Raw genomic sequence first — 19,910 nt, 5'->3', positions numbered from 1 at the left:
CCCCTTCAGATCTGGCCGCCCGAGGCGGCGCTGATTTCCTCATTCACATGCCGCCAATCGCGGCCATCGGCAAACTGAAGCCGCGCAAGGCGCGCATAGAGCCCGCCCTGCTGGATCAATTCTTCATGTGTACCGGACGCCACGACGCGGCCTCCTTCCATGACGATGATGCGGTCCGCCTTCAATACGGTTGCGAGCCGGTGGGCGATCACCAGCGTGGTGCGATCCTGCATCAGCCCTTCGAGGGCCTGCTGGACCAGCGTTTCACTTTCGGCGTCCAGCGCGCTTGTCGCCTCATCGAGCAACAGCACAGGTGCATCGCGCAGGATGGCCCGCGCGATTGCGATGCGCTGGCGCTGGCCGCCGGAGAGCATGATGCCGCGTTCCCCGACCTGCGTGTTGTAGCCATCCGGCAACTGCATGATGAAATCGTCTATCCGCGCGGCTTTCGCCGCCGCGCGCACCTCTGCATCGCTCGCTTCGGGCCGGCCATAGCGGATATTCTCGGCGACGCTGGTGCCGAAGACGACCGTTTCTTGCGGCACGACGGCAAGCCGCGAGCGAACATGCTTCGGGTCCGCGTCGCGCAGGTCAACGCCGTCGAGCGTGACGCGGCCCGACTGCGGATCGTAGAAGCGCAGGAGAAGCTGGAACACTGTGCTCTTGCCAGCGCCCGAAGGGCCGACCAGTGCCACCGTTTCACCGCGCCGGACAGCGAGGGAAAAATCGTTGAGCGCCGATACGCCGGGCCGCGCAGGATAGGCGAATGTAACCCTGTCGAAAGAAAGTTCGCCGCGCGGCGCGGGCATCGGCGCCGGAATGGGCGGCGCTGCAATCTCGGGCTCTATGTCGAGCAGTTCCATCAGCCGCTCGGTGGCGCCCGCCGCCATCTGCATATCGCCCCAGATTTCTGACAGCGCGGCAATGGCCGTGGCGGCGAAGACGGCATAGAGAATGAACTCGAACAGCTCGCCGCCTGACATGGTCTCGGCGAGAACGGCATTCGCGCCGACCCAGAGCACACCGACGACACTGGACAGACCAAAAAAGAAGACGAGAGCCGTCAGCACAGCGCGCGCAAGAATGCGCGCTCGCGACATGTCGAATGTATGTTCGACATAGGTGTCGAAGCGCGCGCGGTCGATCGGTTCATGCGTGAAGGCCTGCACGATCTGGATCGCATTGAGGCTTTCAGTGCCGAAGGCGCTGGTATCGGCGAGCCTGTCCTGCGCGGAACGCGACAGCCTGCGCACCCATCGGCCAAAGACGATCAGCGGCAGGAGGATCGCCGGGATGGCAAGCAGCACCATGCCGGAAAGATAGGCACTCGTTGCGACCATCATCGTCACGGCGCCAAAGAAGAGAAAGAGATTGCGCAGCGCAATCGACGCAGAAGAGCCGACGACCGTCTTGATGAGCGTCGTGTCCGCCGTCAGGCGCGACAGCACTTCGCCCGTGCGCGTGACCTCGAAGAAGGAAGGCGAGAGGTTCAGCACATGCGCATAGACCGCCTGCCTGAGATCGGCGACCACGCGCTCGCCCAGCCAGCTGACGAAATAGAAGCGCGAGGCGCTGGCAACGCCAAGCACCAGCGCGACAATGATCAGCGCCAGGAAATACTGGTCGATAAAGGCCGCGTTCTCGCGGCTGAAGCCATTGTCGATGAGGCGGCGGCTCGCCATCGGAATGGCAAGCGTGGCCAGCGTGGCGCCAACCAAAGAGACAAGCGCGAGCGCCACCATGATCCGGTAGCGGCCAAGAAGCGGCAGCAGCCGGAAAAGCGGCCCCACGCCCTTGCCGGGCTTGCGCCGCTGCGCCTCTTCCTCGATGGCCTCGACGGCCGGATTGGACGTATCGCTCATTCAACTCAGCCAAGTGCGGCATTTCAGGGCCGCCACCCTGCCCTAAATTGTCGCGTTTCGGGGGATTTTCTGGCGCGGGGCAGATATAGCAACCGGCGCGGCGGCGGGGCAACGGCAAGGCAGCGCCGAGGATGCGGCATCTTCGCCCGAAAGCGCCGAAAACCGGCCTTGCAACCCACTCCGGCCTTCGTTATAAGCCCCCATTCCGGCAGCGCGGGCGAGCCTTTCAAGGGCTAGTTCTGCGCGCCCAGACAGGCACATGGGGCCCCTTCGGCCCGCTTCCGAAAGGCGCAAGCCATGAAGAAAGATACCCATCCGGACTACCACTTCATCACGGTCCAGATGAACGATGGAACGACCTACAAGACCCGTTCGACCTATGGTTCGGATGGCGACACGCTCGTTCTCGACATCGACCCGACCACGCACCCGGCCTGGACGGGCGGCGGCCAGCAGCTTCTTGATCGTGGCGGCCGTGTGAGCCGGTTCAACAAGAAGTTCGGCTTTATCAGCGGCTGACCTCGAGCACCTCGAGACAGACGAAAAGCCCCGCTTGCGCGGGGCTTTTCTTTTTTGGGTAGTCCGAAAGTAGTTATTCCGGGCGGTGCTTGCGGCGACCGAATTGCGGCCGGGGGAACTCCGCAGCAAGACTTTCGCGGAAGAAGGCCTCGACGCGGCGAAGCTGGTCGGCCAGCGGATGGTGCTGCGCAATGGCAGGCCCCGCTGCACGAAGCCGCGTATCGAGGCGTTCGACGCGGGCATAAAGCCGCTCCGAGCGCTCAATCAGCTCCTGAAGCCGCGCCGGCAGCGCCTCGGCGCCATCGAAACGCGGCTGGCGGGCAATTTCCTTGGTGGCGAGGCGATACTTCTCGGAATTGGCTTCCTCGATAGTCATTTCGCCTTCATGGACGGCCTTGCGTACCAGCAGCCAGGAGGCGACCTGCATCAGCCGCGTGGTAAGGCGCATGCTCTCGCCCGCATAGGCGAGCGATGCCTCGCGCGGCAGCGCACGGGCAGCCTCGCGGCCCGGTCCGTCGAGATAGGCCGAAGTCTCCTCGACAAGCTGCATACCTTCCGCATAGGTGCGCTGAAAAAGACCGGACGCCATGAAATCGGCAAGCGAGACGCAATCCGCACCCGCAAACACAACTTCGTCATCCGTATTTTCGTAACCGCTCATGCCTTGCTCCCCGTCCCGCTTCTAATTCGCCGGCGAAATAAGGCAACAGCCCCAATCCGGCACACTCGAGACAGGAAGGATCAATTCTCGTGCCACCGGCCGGCGCACGGAATTGGGACAATGGCGGAAATGGCCCGGAAAATAAAAAAGAGCCGCGGGAAAGCCCGCGGCCCAGTTCTAACAGGGAGGCGTCAAACAGAGTGGATAGGAGCCACTCAGAAATCCAGAAGACTGGATTACGCAAGGTCACCCTAGCGACATCATTCCTAACAGGAAGTTAATCTTGTGGCAATTTGACGCGGGTGATGCGGCCTTGGGCAGCCGCAGGACACTGGGGAAACACCCTAGAAAAACCCTATGCGGTGGAAGGGATTAGGACCGCGTGCCTATTTCTTGAAAATCGCTTCCGCCGCCGACAATGAACCATGCTTTTTTTCGAGCTGGGCGCGGATTCGTGCAATTTCGGTCTCGAGCGCAGTGATTCGTTCGTTCAGCTCCTCAATCCCGAGAAGGGCCAGGTCCTCGCGGCCAAGCGCCTCCAGCGCCTCTCCCCGCCTGCGGCGCGGCTCCAGATCGTCCTTGTCCATGCCGGTCCTCCTGCCTTCGCGCCGCCCTTGTTGCCAGTCTGAAGCCCCCAAGTTAGACCTGCAACCCGCCCCGAACGCCACCAGCCCCGGAGGAAACGACATGACAAGCCTGCCAAAGATCATGAAATCCGTGGCCATTCGCGAGCCGGGCGGGCCCGAAGTGCTGGAATTGCGCGAGATCGGGACACCGGAGCCCGGCCAAGGCGAAATCCTGATCCGGGTGGAGGCGGCGGGCGTCAACCGGCCGGACACGATCCAGCGCATGGGCCTCTATCCGCCGCCGCCGGGAGCGCCGGATACGCCGGGCCTTGAAGTGGCGGGCGAAGTCATCGCCACAGGCCCTGGCGTCACGCGCTGGAAGTCGGGCGACCGCGTCTGCGCGCTGGTCGGCGGTGGCGGCTATGCGGAATATTGCCTCGCGCATGAGGCCCATGCGCTGCCCATCCCGAAGGGCCTTTCCGCTGTCGAAGCCGCGGCGCTGCCCGAAACATTCTTCACCGTCTGGACCAATGTCTTCGAGCGCGGTGCACTGAAGGCAGGTGAGACCTTTCTCATTCATGGTGGCACAAGCGGCATCGGCACGACCGCAATTCAGCTTGCCGTGGCCTTCGGCGCACGCGTCATCGCAACCGCAGGCTCTGCCGAAAAATGCGCGGCTTGTGAAAAGCTCGGCGCCGAGACGATCAACTATCGCGACAAGGATTTCACCGCCGAAGTGAAGAGCCTCACCGGCGGCCGCGGCGCAGATGTGATCCTCGACATGGTGGGCGGCGACTACATCCAGAAGAATATCCTGTCCGCCGCACAGGACGGCCGTATTGTCTCCATTGCTTTCCTGAATGGCCCGACGGCGGAAGTGAACTTCATGCCGGTCATGCTGAAAAGACTGACGCTGACCGGCTCGACGCTCCGCCCGCGCAGCATCGAGGAAAAGGCGACGCTCGCAAGCGCACTTGAGGCGAAAGTGTGGCCGCTGATCGAGGCTGGACGCGTGAAGCCGCTGGTGGACAGCACTTTCCCGCTGGCAGAAGCCGCAAAGGCGCATGCCCTCATGGAAAGCAGCAGCCATATCGGCAAGATCGTCCTCACCGTGTGAGTGAGGGTCGGGCTTTTCCCGTCGCATTTCGGAACCAAACGCCGCGCCATGAATAGTTATGGCAACGGACTGGCCTCTGAACGGATGAAATTCCGTACAGGGATCAAGCCCGGACTGGATTCCGAAACCGAACAGGGAAATGACACATGTTTCACACTCGGCGTAAATTCATGGGCCTTGCCGTCGCTCTCACTGCCGCAGGCTCGATCGCATCCGCAAATATGGCAAATGCCGCGACAGCGGAGGAGCTGAACCAGCAGGCCGAGATGGCGCTTGAAAGCCTCTATGCGACGAACCCCGTCGCGAAGGAAATTTCCGGCGAGGCTGAAGCCGTGCTCGTCTTCCCGAACATCGTCAAGGCCGGTCTCGTCTTCGGCGGCGCCTATGGCGAGGGCGTGATGAAAGAAGATGGCGAAGTGGTGGATTACTACAACTCCGTCACCGGCTCCTGGGGTCTGCAGGCAGGTGCGCAGTCCTATGGCTATGCCGTCTTCCTGATGAACGACGAAGCGGTCGGCCACGTCAAAGAAACTCACGGCTGGGAACTCGGCGTCGGCCCGACGGTCGTGGTGGTCGATGAAGGGGTGGCGAAGAACCTCTCGACCTCGACGCTCCGGGACGATGCCTATGCCTTCGTATTCGACCAGCAGGGCCTGATGGCCGGGGTCAGCATCGAGGGCACCAAGATCACCCAGATCAAGCGCTGATTGTCCCGAAACGCGGGCAAAAGGGCCGGAATCCGCAGGGTTCCGGCCTTTTTCATTCAGCCTTGCCGAAACCGCCCTCGCCCATCATTCCGCTTTCATTGACCGCTTTTTCGCCCTATATAACGGCCATATCCACTCATTGATGGAAAAAGCGGTTTATCCGGAAAGCCCCGGATGGATCAGAGGAATTGACATGTCTCAGCCCCTTATGCCCAAGGCGACGGCCGTCTGGCTCGTCGAGAACACCTCGCTCACCTTCGACCAGGTGGCGGAATATTGCGGTCTTCACGTTCTCGAGGTGAAGGGCATCGCCGATGGCGACGTGGCGCAGGGCATCAAGGGCATGGACCCGGTTGCCTCCGGCCAGTTGACCCGCGCCGAAATCGAGCGCTGCCAGAACGACCCGGATGCGCGCTTGCAGGCCTCCGAGAGCAAATACAAGCTGCCGCCCATCGCACCGCGCAAGGGCCCGCGCTACACGCCCGTATCGCGCCGCCAGGACCGGCCGGACGCCATCGCATGGCTGCTCCGCAACCACCCGGAACTGACGGATGCGCAGATTTCGAAGCTCGTCGGCACGACCAAGCCGACGATCCAGTCGATCCGCGACCGCAGCCACTGGAACTCGCCAAACATCAAGCCGGTGGACCCGGTGACGCTCGGCCTCTGCTCGCAGATCGAACTTGATGCGGTGGTGCAGAAGGCGGCCCGCAAGGCCGAGCGCGAGCGCAAGAAGGCCGCAAAGGCCTCCGGTACATCGGAAACGCTGCTGCCGGCGAGCGAGACGACCGCACCGGAGCCTGCAGTGGCGACCATCGCCGCGCCGGAAGTGCAGGAAGAGAAAAAATCCTACGACGCCGACAGCGTTTTCGCGAAGCTGAAGGATGTGAAGATCGAGGACGACGAGGAGTAATCCTTATCGCCGCACGGCAAATCAAAGGCGCGGGAGACCGCGCCTTTTTTGTTTCTACTTCTTCCTGTCGCTGCCTTTCTGCTTCACAAGCGGCAGCGCCGTATAGTTGAGCGACAAGCGTCCGCCATCGGCATAAACGGTTTGCCCTGTCATGTAGCTCGCGCCGTCGGATGCCAGGAAAACGGCAAGCGAGGCGATCTCGTCCGGCTCGCCTATGCGGCGAAGCGGCGTGCGCGCAAGGATCGCTTCTTCGGCGCGTGCATTGGCTGCTGTGTTCGCCATTTCGGTGCGGATCGTGCCCGGACCGATCGCGTTCACGCGGATGCCGTAGGGGGCGAGCGCAAGCGCCATTGCCTCGGTGAGCTGCTTCACACCGCCCTTCGATGCCGAATAGGCGGGCTGCGCCGGAATGGCGACGACCGCATTGATCGACGACATGTTGATGATCGTGCCGGGCACGTGGCCCTCCTCGATCTGCGCCACCATGCGCTGCGCCACCGCCTGGCCGACAAGAAACTGACCCTTGAGATTGATGCGGATGACGCGGTCGAATTCTTCCTCTTCCATCGTCAGGAAATCGCCGCCCTGCGAGACGACACCGGCATTGTTGACGAGAATATCGACCTTCTCGAAGGCATCGCCCGCCGCGCAGACGAGATTGCGTACATCGAGACGCTCGCCGACATCGCAATAGCGGAAGATCGCCTCGCCGCCATCGGCGACGATATCGGCCGCGGCCTGCTCGCCGCCTTCCTCATTTACATCCGCGAGCACGACCTTGGCGCCCTCGCGCGCAAAGGCTCGCGCAATGGCGCGGCCTATGCCGTTAGCCGCGCCGGTCACGATCGCCACCTTGCCGCTCAACTGATCGCCGGATGCCATCTCGATGCTCCTGTTGGGGAACGGGCGTTATAGCACCTGTGGCAGAGTTAAGGGAGGGGTGGATTATCCCTTCACAAGCCCTGCTTCCGTGAGTACGGCCTTGATCTCGTCGAGGATTGCCGGATCGTCGATGGTCGCAGGCGTCGTCCATTCGGCGCCATCGGCAATCTTGCGCATCGTTCCGCGCAGCACCTTGCCCGAGCGCGTCTTCGGCAGGCGCTTCACCACCATCGCCTTCTTGAAGGCGGCGACAGGACCGATCCGGTCACGGATCAATTGCACGGCTTCCGCTTCGATCTCGGCGGCAGAGCGCGTCACGCCCGCATTGATGACGAGGAAGCCGACCGGCACCTGCCCCTTCATCGCATCGGCAATGCCGATAACCGCGCATTCTGCCACATCCGGATGCTCGGCAAGAACCTCCTCCATGCCGCCGGTCGAGAGGCGATGGCCCGCGACATTGATGATGTCGTCGGTGCGGCTCATCACATAGAGATATCCGTCCTCGTCGAGATAGCCGGCATCCGCCGTCTTGTAATAGCCGGGGAACTCGGCGAGATAGCTTTCGCGGAAGCCCTGCTCGTTTTCCCAGAGCGTCGGCAGGCAGCCGGGCGGCAGCGGCAGCTTAACCACGATGGCGCCTGTCGCGTTCGGCGGCACGGGCTTGCAGGCTTCATCGACGACATGAATTTCATAGCCGGGCAGCGCCACGGAGGGCGAACCGTATTTCACCGGCAGCCGCTCGATCCCCATCGGGTTCGACACCATCGGCCAGCCCGTTTCCGTCTGCCACCAATGGTCGATCACCGGCCGGCCCGAAAGCGCCTTCTCCGCCCACTGGATCGTGTCGGGGTCCGCGCGCTCGCCCGCGAGATAGAGCACCTCGAATCTCGAGAGATCGTACTTGCCGATGAGTTCCGCCTTCGGGTCTTCCTTGCGGATGGCGCGGAAGGCGGTCGGCGCCGTGAACAGCGCCTTCACGCCATGATCGGCGATCACGCGCCAGAAGGTGCCGGCATCCGGCGTACCGACGGGCTTGCCCTCGAAAAGAATGGTCGTGCAGCCATGAAACAGCGGCGCATAGACAATGTATGAATGGCCGACGACCCAGCCGACATCTGACGCCGCCCAGAACACCTCGCCGGGGTTCATGTCGTAGACATGTTTCATCGACCATTTGAGCGCCACCATATGCCCGCCATTGTCGCGGACGACGCCTTTGGGCTTGCCGGTGGTGCCGGACGTATAGAGCACATAGAGCGGATCGGTGGCGGCAACGGCGACGCAATCGGGCTTTGCGCCCGCGGCCCGCGCCTTCTCCACCTCATAGGCCCAGTCGAAATCTTGGCCTTCAATGAGCGGCGCTTCCTCCATCTCGCGCTGAAGCACGATGGCCCCCGAAACCTTGTGCGCGCTCATCTCGATCGCCTTGTCCATGAGCGGCTTGTAGGCAACGACACGGCCGGGCTCGAGCCCGCAGGAGGCCGACACGATGAGCTTCGGCTTCGCATCGTCGATGCGCGTCGCCAGCTCTTTCGCGGCGAAGCCGCCAAAGACGACGGAATGGATCGCGCCGAGCCGCGCACAGGCGAGCATGGCAATCGCTGCTTCCGGAACCATCGGCATATAGATGAGAACGCGGTCGCCCTTCGAAATGCCGTGCCGCTGCAATACGCCCGCGAATGTCGCGACCTCGTCCAGCAATTCGGCATAGGTGAATGTCCGGACGCGGCCGAGCATGGCGCTGTCGTGGATGAGCGCCGCCTGATCGCCCCGCCCCGCCTTCACATGCCGGTCCAGCGCATTCCAGCAGGAGTTCGTCTCCGCGCCCACGAACCAGCGCGAGAGCCCGCCCTTCACGTCAAGGGTTTTGGTGGCGGGCTTGAACCAGTCGATCTCCTTCGCCGCCTCCGCCCAGAAGCCCTCCGGGTCGCGCTTCCAGCTTTCGTAGGTGTCCTTGTAGCGCCCCATCTCGCCGCTCCCCTGATTTTCTTGTTGGGGAGGTTTTAGCATGATGCGCGGCGATATTCATGCGCGCCCATGCCCAAAATTTGCGCAGCTCGGCGCCGCTGCCTCCCGCCTTGCCGCTCCGCAGCCTGCTGAGTAACGTGGAGCCAATTCCCTCCTTCCCGCGCCGGAGCGTTCCCCATGTCGCAGAACCCCTATGAACTCGATCTCGACCGGAACCCGGCGAACCATCAGCCGCTCTCGCCGCTGAGTTTCCTGAAGCGCGCGGCAGAGGTTTATCCGGAGAAAGTTGCGGTTGTGCATGGCAGCCTGCGCCGTACCTATGCCGAGCTTTACACGCGCTGCCGGAAGCTCGCCTCGGCGCTGTCGGAGCGCGGCATCGGGCTTGGGCAGACCGTGGCGGTGATCGCGCCGAACACGCCCGAAATGCTCGAAATGCATTACGGCGTGCCGATGACGGGCGCGGTGCTGAACACCATCAACACGCGGCTCGACGCCGCCGCCATCGGCTTCATCCTCGATCATGGCGAGGCGAAGATGGTGTTTGTGGATCGTGAGTTCTCGGGCCTCGTGAAAGAGGCGCTCACCCATGCAAATGTGAAGCCCGTCGTGATCGACATGGACGACAGGGAATATGACGGCCCAGGCGCGCGCATCGGCGAGGCGGAATATGAAAGCTTTATCGCCAAGGGCGACCCGCATTTCAACTGGCACCTGCCAGCCGACGAATGGCAGGCGATCAGCCTGAACTATACTTCCGGCACCACCGGCAATCCGAAAGGCGTCGTCTATCACCATCGCGGGGCCTATCTCCTCGCCATGGGCAATATCGTGACGGCGGGCATGACCGGAAACTCCGTCTATCTCTGGACGGTGCCGATGTTCCACTGCAATGGCTGGTGCTTCACCTGGTCCTTGAGCGTCGTCGCGGGCACGCATGTCTGTCTGCGCCGGGTGACGGCGGCGAACATCTTCAGCGCCATCGCCGAACATGGCGTGACGCATATGGCGGGCGCACCAACCGTGATGGGCTTCCTCATCAACGCGACCGAGGATGAAAAAAAGAAGCTGCCGAACACGGTGAATTATTTCGCGGCCGCCGCGCCGCCGCCCGCCGCCACCATCCGGAAATTGGAAGCCGAAGGCTTCAACGTGATCCATGTCTATGGCCTCACCGAAACCTATGGCCCCGCGGTCGTGAATGCCTGGCACGACGAATGGGACGAACTGGAAACGGATAAACGCGCCGAGGTGAAGGCGCGCCAGGGCGTGAACTATGCCGTGCTCGAAGGCATATCGGTGCGCGACCCGGAAACGATGGAAGAAGTGCCGCGCGACGGCGAGACCATGGGCGAGGTCATGTTCCGCGGCAATGTGGTGATGAAGGGCTATCTGAAAAACGCCAAGGCGACGGCGGAAGCCTTCGCCGGCGGCTGGTTCCATTCGGGCGACCTCGGCGTCTGGCACAGGGACAATTACATCCAGCTGAAGGACCGCTCGAAGGACATCATCATTTCAGGCGGCGAGAACATCTCCTCGATCGAGGTTGAAGACACGCTCTACAAGCACCCGGATATTCTCGAAGCCGCTGTCGTCGCGAAATCAGACGAGAAATGGGGCGAGACGCCCTGCGCCTTCGTGACGCTCAGGAAGGGTGCGTCTCTCACCGAGAAGGATGTGATCGACTGGTGCCGCGCCAACCTCGCGCATTTCAAGTGCCCGAAAAAGGTCGTCTTCACCGACCTGCCGAAAACCTCGACCGGCAAGATCCAGAAATTCAAGCTGCGCGAACAGGCGGAAGAACTGTAGTCCCGAAATACAAAACGCCGGGCGAAATGCCCGGCGCTGAAACTCTTGTTATGGACCTTCTGTCCTTTTCTCAGGCTGCTTGCCGCGAACTGAGCCGCTCGATTTCTTCCTTCAGCCTGAGTTTCTGTTTCTTGAGTTCAGCGATCTGAAGATCATCGCTGCTGGGGTGATGAATCTGGTCCTCGATCTCCCTTTCAAGGGCCTTGTGACGGTCACGAAGCTCCGCAATATGCGACTCCAACGCCATATTCTTCCGTCCTTTCGTTAAGCCAGAGACGACAAAATTGTGACTCCTTTTTTGGCGCTTGTCGAACGCCTCTCGCAAATTTCACTAACTCCGTGTAAATCTTTGAAATTATGGCAGCGAAAAACCCGGATCTTTCCCGGAATAACCGTCTCGTTATTGGCATCTCCGGCGCCTCGGGCGTTGCCTTTGGCGTGCGCGCGCTGGAATTGCTGAAGGTGGCCGGCATAGAAACGCATCTGGTGATGACGAAGGCAGCCGAGATGACACTCGGCTACGAGACGGGACTGAAGGCGAAGGATGTCGAGAAACTCGCCCATACGCGCTACCGCATCGAGGATATCGGCGCGGGGATCGCGAGCGGGTCGTTCAGGACGATGGGCATGATCGTCGCGCCCTGCTCCATCCGCACCATGTCGGAAATTGCGACCGGCGTAACCTCCTCGCTGCTGACGCGTGCAGCCGATGTGGTGCTGAAGGAGCGCCGCCGCCTGGTGCTGATGGTACGCGAGACGCCGCTTCACACGGGCCACCTGCGCTCCATGACGCAGCTTTCCGAAATGGGCGCGATCATCGCGCCCCCCGTGCCCGGCCTTTATGCAAAGCCCGCAAGCGTCGATCAACTCGTGACCCAGACGGTTGCCCGCGCGCTCGACCTTTTCGATCTCGACCTGCCGGATACGAAACGCTGGGGCGAGGATCTCAAGGACGGCCGCCGCAGCCCTGTCAAGCCCGCCAGAGGCGAATAGCGGGGCAACTGGCCGCAAGCCCGCCCCGCGCTTCCCGCTTGTACCGCCCTTGAGCCCCGCGCTAAAACCAATCGGCGGGGCAAGCGGCGCCCCTTGGAACGGGACGCCCATGACCGAGCAGGAAGAACTGGAGCTTCGGGAGACACTCGCACAGCTCAAGGAAGAGCATCGCGACCTCGACGACGCGATCTATGCGCTCGAAATCCTGCCGCGGCCTGACCACCTCCAGATAAAAAGGCTGAAAAAGAAGAAGCTCCAGCTTCGTGACCGCATTCAGGAGATCGAGGACATCCTTTTGCCGGACATCACCGCCTAGCTCCCCTTCCGCTTCGCCTCATACATGGCGCGGTCGGCGCGGGCGAGCGCCTCATCCGGCCCGTCCTCGCCGGTGAAGGATATGGCGCCGACCGAAATCGACAGCGATATTTCCTTGTCGCCATAGGCAAGCGGCCGCGAGCGCACGAGGTCGGCCAGCTGCGCCGCCTTTGCCTTTGCGGCCTCCTCATCGGCACGGGCAAGAATAAGCCCCAGCTCGTCGCCGCCAATCCTGCCGAGAATGTCGGTCTCCCGCACATTGGCGAGAATCAAATCCGCCAGATGATGAAGCGCCGCATCGCCCGCAGCATGGCCATGCGCATCGTTCACCTGCTTGAAATTGTCGAGATCGAAATAGACGAGCCCTGCCGGCTCATTATAGCGCCGCGCATAGGCGACGACGCGCGACAGTTCGCGCACAAAGGCGCGCCGGTTGAGCACGGGGATCAGCGGGTCGCGGTCTGCCAGCTGCTCGCTCTCGCGCAGACGCTCCTGGATTTGCGACATCTCGCGGCGAAGCTGGTCCACCTCGCCCATGAGCCGCATCAAGGCGTCGCGCACACGCGGCGTCAGCTCCTCTTCTGGAATGCCCATGAAGCTGGCGCTGTCCGTCACATGGCGGCCGGAAGACGCATCGCCTGCCCGTCCGCGCACGCGCTCGGTCGCCGAAATCGCGGACGTGGGGCGCACAGGCTTGCTGTCACCGATTTTCATGGCGTCCCTTCACCCTTCTGGTGGGGCGCCGCCTCAGCGCCCGAATCGCCCTCTGGGACAAGATGCCATTTCTCGGCCCCCCGCGCTATGCCGCGGCGGCGGACCGCCAACCCGTGATTGGCGGAAGGCCGGCCCTGCCTGTAGGCTTTCTGCAACAGGAGGCCCCAAGGCCGCCCAGAAACAGGGAACGTCCCATGCCGATACGCGCCGCCGCCCTCGCCGTCCTGTTCGCCCTCTTCGCGGGGCCCGCCCTCGCCTCGGACCTGCCGAAACTCGAAACGCTGGCTCCCGGTTGGACGACGCTTGCGCCGGGTGGCGAAACTTCCTGCGCGCTCGGCACGCCCTTCGAGTTTCACGTGAAACCTGGCCGCGAGGACCGGCTCTTTGTCTTCCTCAATGGCGGCGGCGCCTGCTGGACCGGCAACCAGTGTTCGCCGGAGGAAGAACCGACGCCCTACTTCCCCTCCTCGCAGATCGAGCATAACGACCCGCGCAAGCTGAAAGGTGTGTTCGATGAAAGCCGCGCCGACAATCCGCTGAAGGACTGGACGCAGGTCTTCGTCACCTACTGCACCGGAGACGTGCATCTCGGCAATCGCGACGTCGCTTACGATAGCTGGAAAGAGGAATTCACCGTCCGCCATCGCGGCCGCACCAATGTCCGCGCCGTGCTCGACTGGGTCTATGCGAATGTAGATACCCCCGAACGCGTCTTCGTCGCAGGGTCGAGCGCGGGCGGCATTGCCGCGCCCTGGTATGCCGTTGAAATCTCGGAGCAATATCCGCAGGCCGGCATCTCGGTACTCGGCGATGGCGCGGGCGGCTACCGCGATCCGGCCGTGGCCGGACTGATGGAAGGCTGGGGCTTCTTCGACGATGCGCCTGTCTGGGTGGCGGATGGCGGCACGCCCGGAACCTTCGAGGAAATCTGGCGCCGCGCTTCCATCGCCGCGCCCCGCGCCACCTTCGCGCAGTTCGACAATGCCTATGACGATGTGCAGGAAATGTTTCTGATACTGCTCGGCACCGAAACGCGCCTCTACCCGCTCATCGAGAAGAACCGCTCGGACCTCGCCGCCACCATCCACGGCTTCCGCTCATATGTAGCAGGCGGTACTCCGCACACGCTCATCCGCTTCGATCGTCTCTACACATATGAAGTCGAAGGCGTGAAAGCCACCGACTGGCTCCGCGCACTGGCGGAAGGCGAAGAAGCGAAGAGCGTCAGCTGCGGCGACGCGGAAGCGTGTGAGGCGGAGCCGGGGCAATAAGACGGCCCAGCGCGCATTCTACCGAAAATCGCCAATTGCACACTAAAGCTCGGGGGTTTATTCCGGGTCCCGCCCTGTCCTTGCCAAGCCGCCGCCCATGCCTATACTCCCTCGCTTTCCGAAACCGGCAGGCCCCGAAAGGCGCCCGCCAGACCGCGAGGCGCGGAGACGGATGGCTGCGAAGAAACCCGGCGCGAAACAGGCGAAAGCGCCTGCCAGATCCTCGAAAAAGCCGCTGGTCGGCATCATCATGGGCAGCCAGTCGGACTGGCCGACCATGAAACATGCCGCCGATGTGCTGGACGCGCTGGGCGTGGCTTACGAGGCGCGGATCGTCTCCGCCCACCGCACGCCCGAACGCATGGTCGACTATGCGAAAACCGCCAAGGCCCGTGGCCTCAAGGTGATCGTGGCGGGTGCGGGCGGCGCAGCGCATCTGCCGGGCATGACGGCCTCCCTCACGCCGCTTCCGGTATTCGGCGTACCCGTCCAGTCGAAGGCGCTGTCCGGTCAGGACAGCCTTCTCTCCATCGTGCAGATGCCAGGCGGCATTCCGGTCGGCACGCTCGCCATCGGCGAGGCGGGCGCGAAGAATGCGGGGTTGCTTGCCGCCGCCGTGCTGGCGCTCTCCGACGATGCACTGGCAAGGCGCCTCGACGCTTACCGCGCGAAGCAGACGGATTCCGTCGCTCACGCGCCGCAGGACAGGTAAGAACGCTAGCCTCATGGTGGACAACGGTATCATCGCTCCGGGCGGCACCATCGGGATTCTGGGCGGCGGACAGCTTGGCCGGATGCTTGCGAGTGCTGCCGCCGAAATGGGCCTCCACGCGCATATCTATTGCCCGGAAAAGGATGCGCCCGCCGCCGAAGTCGCCGCGCAATTCACCTGCGCCGAATATGACGATGAGGCGGCGCTGACGCGCTTTGCCGAAAGCGTCGACGCCGTGACCTATGAATTCGAAAACGTGCCCGCCGAAACGGCGCGTATCCTCTCCGAACACGGGATCGTCCGCCCCGGCCCGGTCGCGCTTGCAACGGCGCAGGACCGCATCGTCGAAAAGCACTTCATGCAGGCGCATGGCATCCTCACTGCGCCTTTCGCCGATGTATCGGACGAGGCGAGCCTCATGGATGCCGTCTCAAGCATCGGTACCCCGAGCGTATTGAAGACGCGCCGCTTCGGCTATGACGGCAAGGGCCAGGCGAAGATCATGTCGCCCGAAGAAGCGCGCGCTGCGTATGACGAGATCGGCCGCGCGCCCGCTATCCTCGAAGGCTTCGTGAAATTCGAGCGCGAGATTTCCGTCATCGTCGCACGCGGCCTTGACGGTGAGACGGCGGCTTACGATCCCGTCGAGAACATCCACAAGAACCATATTCTCGACCGCACGCTCGCGCCCGCCGCGTTGCCGAAGGCGATTGCCGATGAAGCCTGCGCCATCGCCGCGCGGATTGCGAACGAGCTAGACTATGTGGGTGTGATGGGTGTCGAAATGTTTCTGCTGCCAAAACAGGGCAGCAAGCGCCGCCTGCTTGTGAACGAGATCGCGCCGCGCGTTCACAATTCCGGCCACTGGACGATGGATGCCTGCGCGGTGAGCCAGTTCGAGCAGCATATGCGCGCCGTCTGCGGCTGGCCGCTTGGCAGCCCGCGCCGCCATTCCGATGCCGTGATGACAAACCTCATCGGCGACGAGGTTAACGCCTGGGAGCACCTCTCCCGCGAACCGGACACCGCGATCCACCTCTATGGCAAGGCGGAAGCCCGCCCGGGCCGCAAGATGGGCCATGTGACGCGGCTTTATCCCCTCGGCAAGCGGCCACCGGTTACACCTTCTTAACCTGCCCCTTCCAATCTTGATCCCGAGAGGATCTGCAACCGCGCAGAAGTGCCTCAAGGCACCGCGCGAAAGGGAAGGAATGGGCCACCCATGACATGGGAAGCGGCCAGAACGATGGATGCGACGCCGCTGCCGGAAGATGTCGCATCGCTGATGGCAGAATGTGCGCCAAGCCCCGGCCGCCGCGCGACAGAGCCTTTGCTCGGCACCAGCACGCATTGCGATCTCTTCAACTATTGGTCGCGCCTGCCGAAACATCGCGGCATGCCCAAGTCTTCCGACTTCAATCCGATGGACATGCGTCACCTCCTGCCCGAGATTGCGATGCTGAGCATGAATAGCGCTGAAGAGATCATCCAGCGTCTCGTAGGCACCGGACTTGCTGAACGCCTCTCTTATGACGCGACCGGCACGAACCTTCTCGACTATATTGACGGCTCATACCGCCGTCAGTGTTCGCGCGACATGCATGAAGTAGTCTGCCGCCCCTGCGGCTGGCAGGTGCGCTACCTTACTGAATATGTGACTGGCCGCGTCGCCTATGTACAGAGTATCTACCTGCCGCTGCACGGACCGGAAGGCCAGCGCCCGCGTATCGTCAGCGTGCATGACCGCGAAGAAGCGCTTGAATACCGCGCACCTTCCGAAAAGCCGGTCTTTGCGAGCGAAATCACCGACATGGTCTGGATCGATATCGGATCAGGCGTACCGGACTGAAATTCAGCCACGCCCGTACCGCAGACGCCCAAGCAAGGACAGGGGGTCTGGCAGCTTCGCAGCAATCCCTTTCACACCTGCCTTCACACGCTCGAAACGCATCACATCCACAATGCGGTTATCGAGGAATGCCCAGGTCTTCGCAAAATCTTCCGAGTCGTCGGCGAACCAGTAGAGCGTGACGGCGGAAAAGACGCCGGCCAGCGTCGCGCGCTTCGTATAGAAATTGAAATCGGTCGAGGTGTCGCCGACGGCACGCCAGATGGCATCCACCGTGCGATAGAGCGTACGCGCGCCGAGTGTGCCCGATGCCGGCAGCGCGAGAAGCGTGATAGCGCGGCGCATCGCCTCGCGGCTGTGAATATCCACCTCGATCCGCTTACGGACCGCAAGCGTGATGCGTTCGCGGATTTTCATGTCGGCGACATTCTCATGCGCCAGCGCCTCAGCCATGCGGCGGTCACCGTCGGCAAGGAAATACTCGACGAGATCGAGCACACCTCCGGGGAAGGCAAGCCGCGCTTCGCCCGCCGAAATGCCCGCCTGCGCCGCAGCATCGCGCAGCAGCTTCGGCGTCCAGCCATCGAAGGCGACGTTGGGCAGCGCCGCCTCAAGAATGCGCGCGCGCGCTTCTTCGAGATGATCGTTCTTTGCCTTGCCCGTGCCGGGCCGCGCCTTCTTCGTCTCAGCCATTTTCCGTCTCCTCGGCGGGCTGGCGGGCGGCAAACCACGCCTTTGCCTCGCTCTCGAATATCAGTTCCGACAGATCGTCCATCCGCTGCGGATAAAGAATGCCGTCGAGATGATCGCATTCATGCTGAACCACACGGGCATGAAAACCGCGCGCCACGCGCTCGATCGTCTCGCCCTTATGGGTCAGACCCCGGTAGCGGAGCGCCGTCACGCGCGGCACGGCACCGCGAAGCCCCGGCACCGAGAGGCAGCCTTCCCAGCCCTTTTCGGTTTCCGTGGTCAGGAACTCGATCTCAGGGTTGATGAGAACGGTCAGCGGCGCCGTATGGTCGAAGGCCTCCTCCTCGTCCACTTCTTCCGGGGACCGCTCTGGCGGCGCCTGAAAGATCACGATCCGCCAGGGTTCATAGACCTGCGGCGCGGCCAGCCCCGCCCCATTGGCGTCGATCATGGTTTCGATCATGTCGCGGACAAGCGCCTGCACGTCCGGGGCAGTCGGGTCCGGAACGGGCTTTGCCACCCCCTGAAGGATAGGGTGGCCCATGCGGGCGATCTTGCGTATGGCCATGAGGGGGAATATGAGGCCCGGCCCCGTTTCCGGCAACCGGACTTGGCCGCGCAGACCCGGAAACCCCCGAAAATTAGGCCCCGGAACGGTGGACAAGCCCCGATTCCTTTGCTAGATAGGCGTCTCTCGCGGGTCCGGGAAACTGGGCCCGCGACTAACTTATTGAACCAAAAGCAGGATCAGCCCGTGCAGGTACTCGTTCGCGATAACAACGTCGACCAGGCCATGAAAGCCCTGAAGAAGAAGCTTCAGCGCGAAGGCGTGTTCCGCGAAATGAAGCTGCGCAACTTCTACGAGAAGCCCTCCGAGAAGCGCGCCCGCGAAAAGGCCGAGGCGATCCGCCGCGCCCGCAAGCTCGCCCGCAAGCGCGCCCAGCGCGAATCCGGCGTTGCCGCCAAGAAGTAATCTTTCGCAGCGAACACAAGTTTTTGAAGCGCCTCCGGTTTCCGGGGGCGTTTTGCTTTTCTGGGGGTCAGATGCGCTTTGAGAGAAAGCGCTCGTAATTGCGATAGCCCGATTCCTCATAAATGCGCCGGGCGCGCGTATTGGCCTCCAGCACAAAGAGCCGCATCTCGCGGATACCGGCAGCCTTCGCCGCATCCTCGGCCGCGCGGAGCAGCGCCTGTCCGATCCCCTGCCCCCGCGCTTCCTCTGCCACCGAGATATCCCAGATAAGCGCATGCTGGCGATATTCGGGACGGACGAAGGTGCCGGGATCTTCCTCGAATGTATAGGCGACGAAGCCCACGACCGCGCCGCCCGCCTCGGCGACGAGAATGACGCCACCCAGTTCAGCAACCGATTTCTCCACCGAGGCAAGATGGCTGTCGGCGGCCTCGGCTCCAGCCCGGTTTTCCTCGAAGGCGGATTCGAAGTCGTGCAGCGCACCCATCAGCCGGACGAGGGTTGGCCTGTCGTCTGGCCGCGCTTCGCGAATCGCAATGCTCACCTCAGAACCTTTCCTCGCCGCGCTCGCGCACGGGGTCCGGGAAATCGCGGTAGAGCGCGAACTGGATATTGTGAACCAGCGAGTTGACGTTGAAATGATCGGTCTCGACCGGCTCGGCCCGTGTCGCCACCCAGTTGAAGGCGCTATCGAGCTGGGTGAGATCCGTCACCTCGATCATGAAGTGAAACTCACCGAGATGGGACGGCGCGAGGCCAAGCTTCTTGCGTGTGAGCCGCCATCCCTCGATGACGCCTTCGGCCTCCAGCCGCTCCATGTATTTCTCGAAGGCATCGACAAACTCTAGGTCGCCGACACCGGGCTTGAGATCGAACCAGCCGTGATAGATATCCATGATCTTCCCCTGAAAGGAAAACGGGCAGCGCCATCATGACCACCGCCCGCGAGCTTCGTCCAGATGCCGCCGCTTCAGCCCTTCGCCAGCCTCTTCGCCGCAAAGACCGACAGCACAACCATCGTGAACTCGACGACGAGCGGCGTCGCAATCCCTTCCGGCGCGCCATCGGCAACCACTCCGAAAACGCGGCCAAGAAACGCGAGCCCGTAAAGCACCGCGGCGCCCAGCATCCAGTGCGGCCGACCGCCGAAAAGCGCAGCCCCGCTTGCGGCCGCGCTTGCCAGGAAGAAGGCGCCGATGTCAGCGCGAAGCGCGTTGAGCCCGATCGGCGACAGCGCGCCGATGCCAAGGCTCTCCCCCGCCTCCACTGGCGAGAGGATCACCATGACGCCCATGGCGAGCGAAAAGAGACCTACCAGCGCGGCCGCGACACGAGCAATCCAGATCATTTCATTTCCCCCTCTCAGGTGCCGCCCAATGAAAACGG

At 62.8% G+C, this 19,910-nt stretch carries 24 protein-coding genes; 12 read left to right on the top strand and 12 right to left on the bottom strand.

Annotated elements, in window-relative coordinates; translation table 11 throughout:
* Positions 1-5: 5 nt before the first annotated feature.
* A complete protein-coding gene (locus tag ACK4FH_RS08180; protein WP_409812552.1) occupies positions 6-1,862 on the bottom strand; it encodes an ABC transporter transmembrane domain-containing protein in 1,857 nt (618 codons plus the stop codon).
* A 297-nt stretch (positions 1,863-2,159) separates the two neighbouring features.
* On the opposite strand from ACK4FH_RS08180, the gene rpmE reads away from it, so the two are divergent.
* On the top strand, positions 2,160-2,381 hold the full coding sequence (rpmE, locus tag ACK4FH_RS08175; RefSeq protein ID WP_409812549.1) for a 50S ribosomal protein L31: 222 nt from the start codon (positions 2,160-2,162) through the stop codon (positions 2,379-2,381).
* A gap of 73 nt (positions 2,382-2,454) precedes the next feature.
* Here rpmE and ACK4FH_RS08170 read toward each other — a convergent pair whose 3' ends face one another.
* Positions 2,455-3,042, bottom strand: coding sequence for a DUF1465 family protein (locus ACK4FH_RS08170; RefSeq protein ID WP_409812547.1), 588 nt, complete (start codon positions 3,040-3,042; stop codon positions 2,455-2,457).
* Positions 3,043-3,428: 386 nt separating this feature from the next.
* Positions 3,429-3,629: a DUF1192 domain-containing protein gene (locus ACK4FH_RS08165; RefSeq protein ID WP_409812546.1), complete on the bottom strand. Its 201-nt coding sequence runs from the start codon at positions 3,627-3,629 to the stop codon at positions 3,429-3,431.
* 100 nt (positions 3,630-3,729) lie between these two features.
* Between ACK4FH_RS08165 and ACK4FH_RS08160 the strand changes: the two genes are divergently transcribed.
* The 3 genes from ACK4FH_RS08160 (at position 3,730) to ACK4FH_RS08150 (ending at position 6,345) form a co-directional block, all read left to right on the top strand.
* Positions 3,730-4,725, top strand: a complete 996-nt coding sequence (locus tag ACK4FH_RS08160; protein ID WP_409812544.1) for an NAD(P)H-quinone oxidoreductase — start codon at positions 3,730-3,732, stop codon at positions 4,723-4,725.
* 146 nt (positions 4,726-4,871) lie between these two features.
* Positions 4,872-5,432 (top strand): YSC84-related protein, encoded by a 561-nt coding sequence (locus tag ACK4FH_RS08155; RefSeq protein WP_409812542.1) that lies wholly within the window; start codon positions 4,872-4,874, stop codon positions 5,430-5,432.
* A 193-nt stretch (positions 5,433-5,625) separates the two neighbouring features.
* Positions 5,626-6,345, top strand: coding sequence for a DUF1013 domain-containing protein (locus tag ACK4FH_RS08150; protein WP_409812541.1), 720 nt, complete (start codon positions 5,626-5,628; stop codon positions 6,343-6,345).
* A gap of 54 nt (positions 6,346-6,399) precedes the next feature.
* Here the strand turns inward: ACK4FH_RS08150 and ACK4FH_RS08145 are convergent, their stop codons facing one another.
* Entirely contained in the window at positions 6,400-7,227 is an 828-nt protein-coding gene (locus tag ACK4FH_RS08145; RefSeq protein ID WP_409812539.1) for an SDR family NAD(P)-dependent oxidoreductase, read from the bottom strand.
* A 63-nt stretch (positions 7,228-7,290) separates the two neighbouring features.
* Positions 7,291-9,198 (bottom strand): propionyl-CoA synthetase, encoded by a 1,908-nt coding sequence (locus ACK4FH_RS08140; RefSeq protein WP_409812537.1) that lies wholly within the window; start codon positions 9,196-9,198, stop codon positions 7,291-7,293.
* 177 nt (positions 9,199-9,375) lie between these two features.
* Here ACK4FH_RS08140 and ACK4FH_RS08135 point away from each other — a divergent pair, with 177 nt between their 5' ends.
* Positions 9,376-11,004, top strand: a complete 1,629-nt coding sequence (locus ACK4FH_RS08135; RefSeq protein WP_409812535.1) for an acyl-CoA synthetase — start codon at positions 9,376-9,378, stop codon at positions 11,002-11,004.
* 70 nt (positions 11,005-11,074) lie between these two features.
* Here the strand turns inward: ACK4FH_RS08135 and ACK4FH_RS08130 are convergent, their stop codons facing one another.
* Entirely contained in the window at positions 11,075-11,251 is a 177-nt protein-coding gene (locus ACK4FH_RS08130; protein ID WP_409812534.1) for a YdcH family protein, read from the bottom strand.
* Positions 11,252-11,361: 110 nt separating this feature from the next.
* Here ACK4FH_RS08130 and ACK4FH_RS08125 point away from each other — a divergent pair, with 110 nt between their 5' ends.
* On the top strand, positions 11,362-11,997 hold the full coding sequence (locus ACK4FH_RS08125; protein ID WP_409812532.1) for a UbiX family flavin prenyltransferase: 636 nt from the start codon (positions 11,362-11,364) through the stop codon (positions 11,995-11,997).
* A 109-nt stretch (positions 11,998-12,106) separates the two neighbouring features.
* Positions 12,107-12,313, top strand: coding sequence for a YdcH family protein (locus tag ACK4FH_RS08120; protein WP_409812531.1), 207 nt, complete (start codon positions 12,107-12,109; stop codon positions 12,311-12,313).
* Here ACK4FH_RS08120 and ACK4FH_RS08115 read toward each other — a convergent pair.
* Positions 12,310-13,026 carry a GGDEF domain-containing protein gene (locus ACK4FH_RS08115; protein WP_409812529.1) on the bottom strand — a complete coding sequence of 239 codons (717 nt, stop codon included), beginning with the start codon at positions 13,024-13,026 and terminating at the stop codon, positions 12,310-12,312. The genes ACK4FH_RS08120 and ACK4FH_RS08115 overlap by 4 nt on opposite strands.
* Before the next feature lie 194 nt (positions 13,027-13,220).
* On the opposite strand from ACK4FH_RS08115, the gene ACK4FH_RS08110 reads away from it, so the two are divergent.
* The 4 genes from ACK4FH_RS08110 to ACK4FH_RS08095 all read left to right on the top strand — a co-directional run bounded on the left by ACK4FH_RS08110 (position 13,221) and on the right by ACK4FH_RS08095 (position 16,858).
* Complete coding sequence (locus ACK4FH_RS08110; RefSeq protein ID WP_409812527.1) at positions 13,221-14,297, top strand: pectin acetylesterase-family hydrolase; 1,077 nt, start codon at positions 13,221-13,223, stop codon at positions 14,295-14,297.
* Between the two features lie 172 nt (positions 14,298-14,469).
* Positions 14,470-15,009, top strand: coding sequence for a 5-(carboxyamino)imidazole ribonucleotide mutase (gene purE, locus ACK4FH_RS08105; protein WP_409812525.1), 540 nt, complete (start codon positions 14,470-14,472; stop codon positions 15,007-15,009).
* A 13-nt stretch (positions 15,010-15,022) separates the two neighbouring features.
* Entirely contained in the window at positions 15,023-16,141 is a 1,119-nt protein-coding gene (locus ACK4FH_RS08100) for a 5-(carboxyamino)imidazole ribonucleotide synthase (RefSeq protein ID WP_409812523.1), read from the top strand.
* A gap of 90 nt (positions 16,142-16,231) precedes the next feature.
* Positions 16,232-16,858 carry a PAS domain-containing protein gene (locus ACK4FH_RS08095; protein WP_409812521.1) on the top strand — a complete coding sequence of 209 codons (627 nt, stop codon included), beginning with the start codon at positions 16,232-16,234 and terminating at the stop codon, positions 16,856-16,858.
* 3 nt (positions 16,859-16,861) lie between these two features.
* Here ACK4FH_RS08095 and ACK4FH_RS08090 read toward each other — a convergent pair whose 3' ends face one another.
* Positions 16,862-17,551 carry a COQ9 family protein gene (locus tag ACK4FH_RS08090; RefSeq protein WP_409812519.1) on the bottom strand — a complete coding sequence of 230 codons (690 nt, stop codon included), beginning with the start codon at positions 17,549-17,551 and terminating at the stop codon, positions 16,862-16,864.
* Positions 17,544-18,119, bottom strand: coding sequence for a peptide deformylase (def, locus tag ACK4FH_RS08085; RefSeq protein WP_409812517.1), 576 nt, complete (start codon positions 18,117-18,119; stop codon positions 17,544-17,546). The genes ACK4FH_RS08090 and def overlap by 8 nt, the downstream gene beginning before the upstream one ends.
* Positions 18,120-18,305: 186 nt before the next feature.
* Here def and rpsU point away from each other — a divergent pair, with 186 nt between their 5' ends.
* Positions 18,306-18,524, top strand: coding sequence for a 30S ribosomal protein S21 (gene rpsU / locus ACK4FH_RS08080; RefSeq protein ID WP_409812515.1), 219 nt, complete (start codon positions 18,306-18,308; stop codon positions 18,522-18,524).
* 67 nt (positions 18,525-18,591) lie between these two features.
* Here the strand turns inward: rpsU and ACK4FH_RS08075 are convergent, their stop codons facing one another.
* The 3 genes from ACK4FH_RS08075 to ACK4FH_RS08065 form a co-directional block, all read right to left on the bottom strand.
* Positions 18,592-19,068, bottom strand: coding sequence for an N-acetyltransferase family protein (locus ACK4FH_RS08075; protein WP_409812513.1), 477 nt, complete (start codon positions 19,066-19,068; stop codon positions 18,592-18,594).
* Between the two features lies 1 nt (position 19,069).
* Positions 19,070-19,420 carry a DUF6614 family protein gene (locus ACK4FH_RS08070; RefSeq protein ID WP_409812511.1) on the bottom strand — a complete coding sequence of 117 codons (351 nt, stop codon included), beginning with the start codon at positions 19,418-19,420 and terminating at the stop codon, positions 19,070-19,072.
* Between the two features lie 74 nt (positions 19,421-19,494).
* Positions 19,495-19,872: a hypothetical protein gene (locus ACK4FH_RS08065; RefSeq protein ID WP_409812509.1), complete on the bottom strand. Its 378-nt coding sequence runs from the start codon at positions 19,870-19,872 to the stop codon at positions 19,495-19,497.
* Between the last annotated feature and the right edge of the window lie 38 nt (positions 19,873-19,910).

Origin of the sequence: Parvibaculum sp. (assembly GCF_046297875.1) — a bacterium.
Classification (GTDB): domain Bacteria; phylum Pseudomonadota; class Alphaproteobacteria; order Parvibaculales; family Parvibaculaceae; genus Parvibaculum.
The sequence above is the reverse complement of the archived record's forward strand: the minus strand, read 5'-3'. Positions and strand labels throughout refer to the sequence as shown.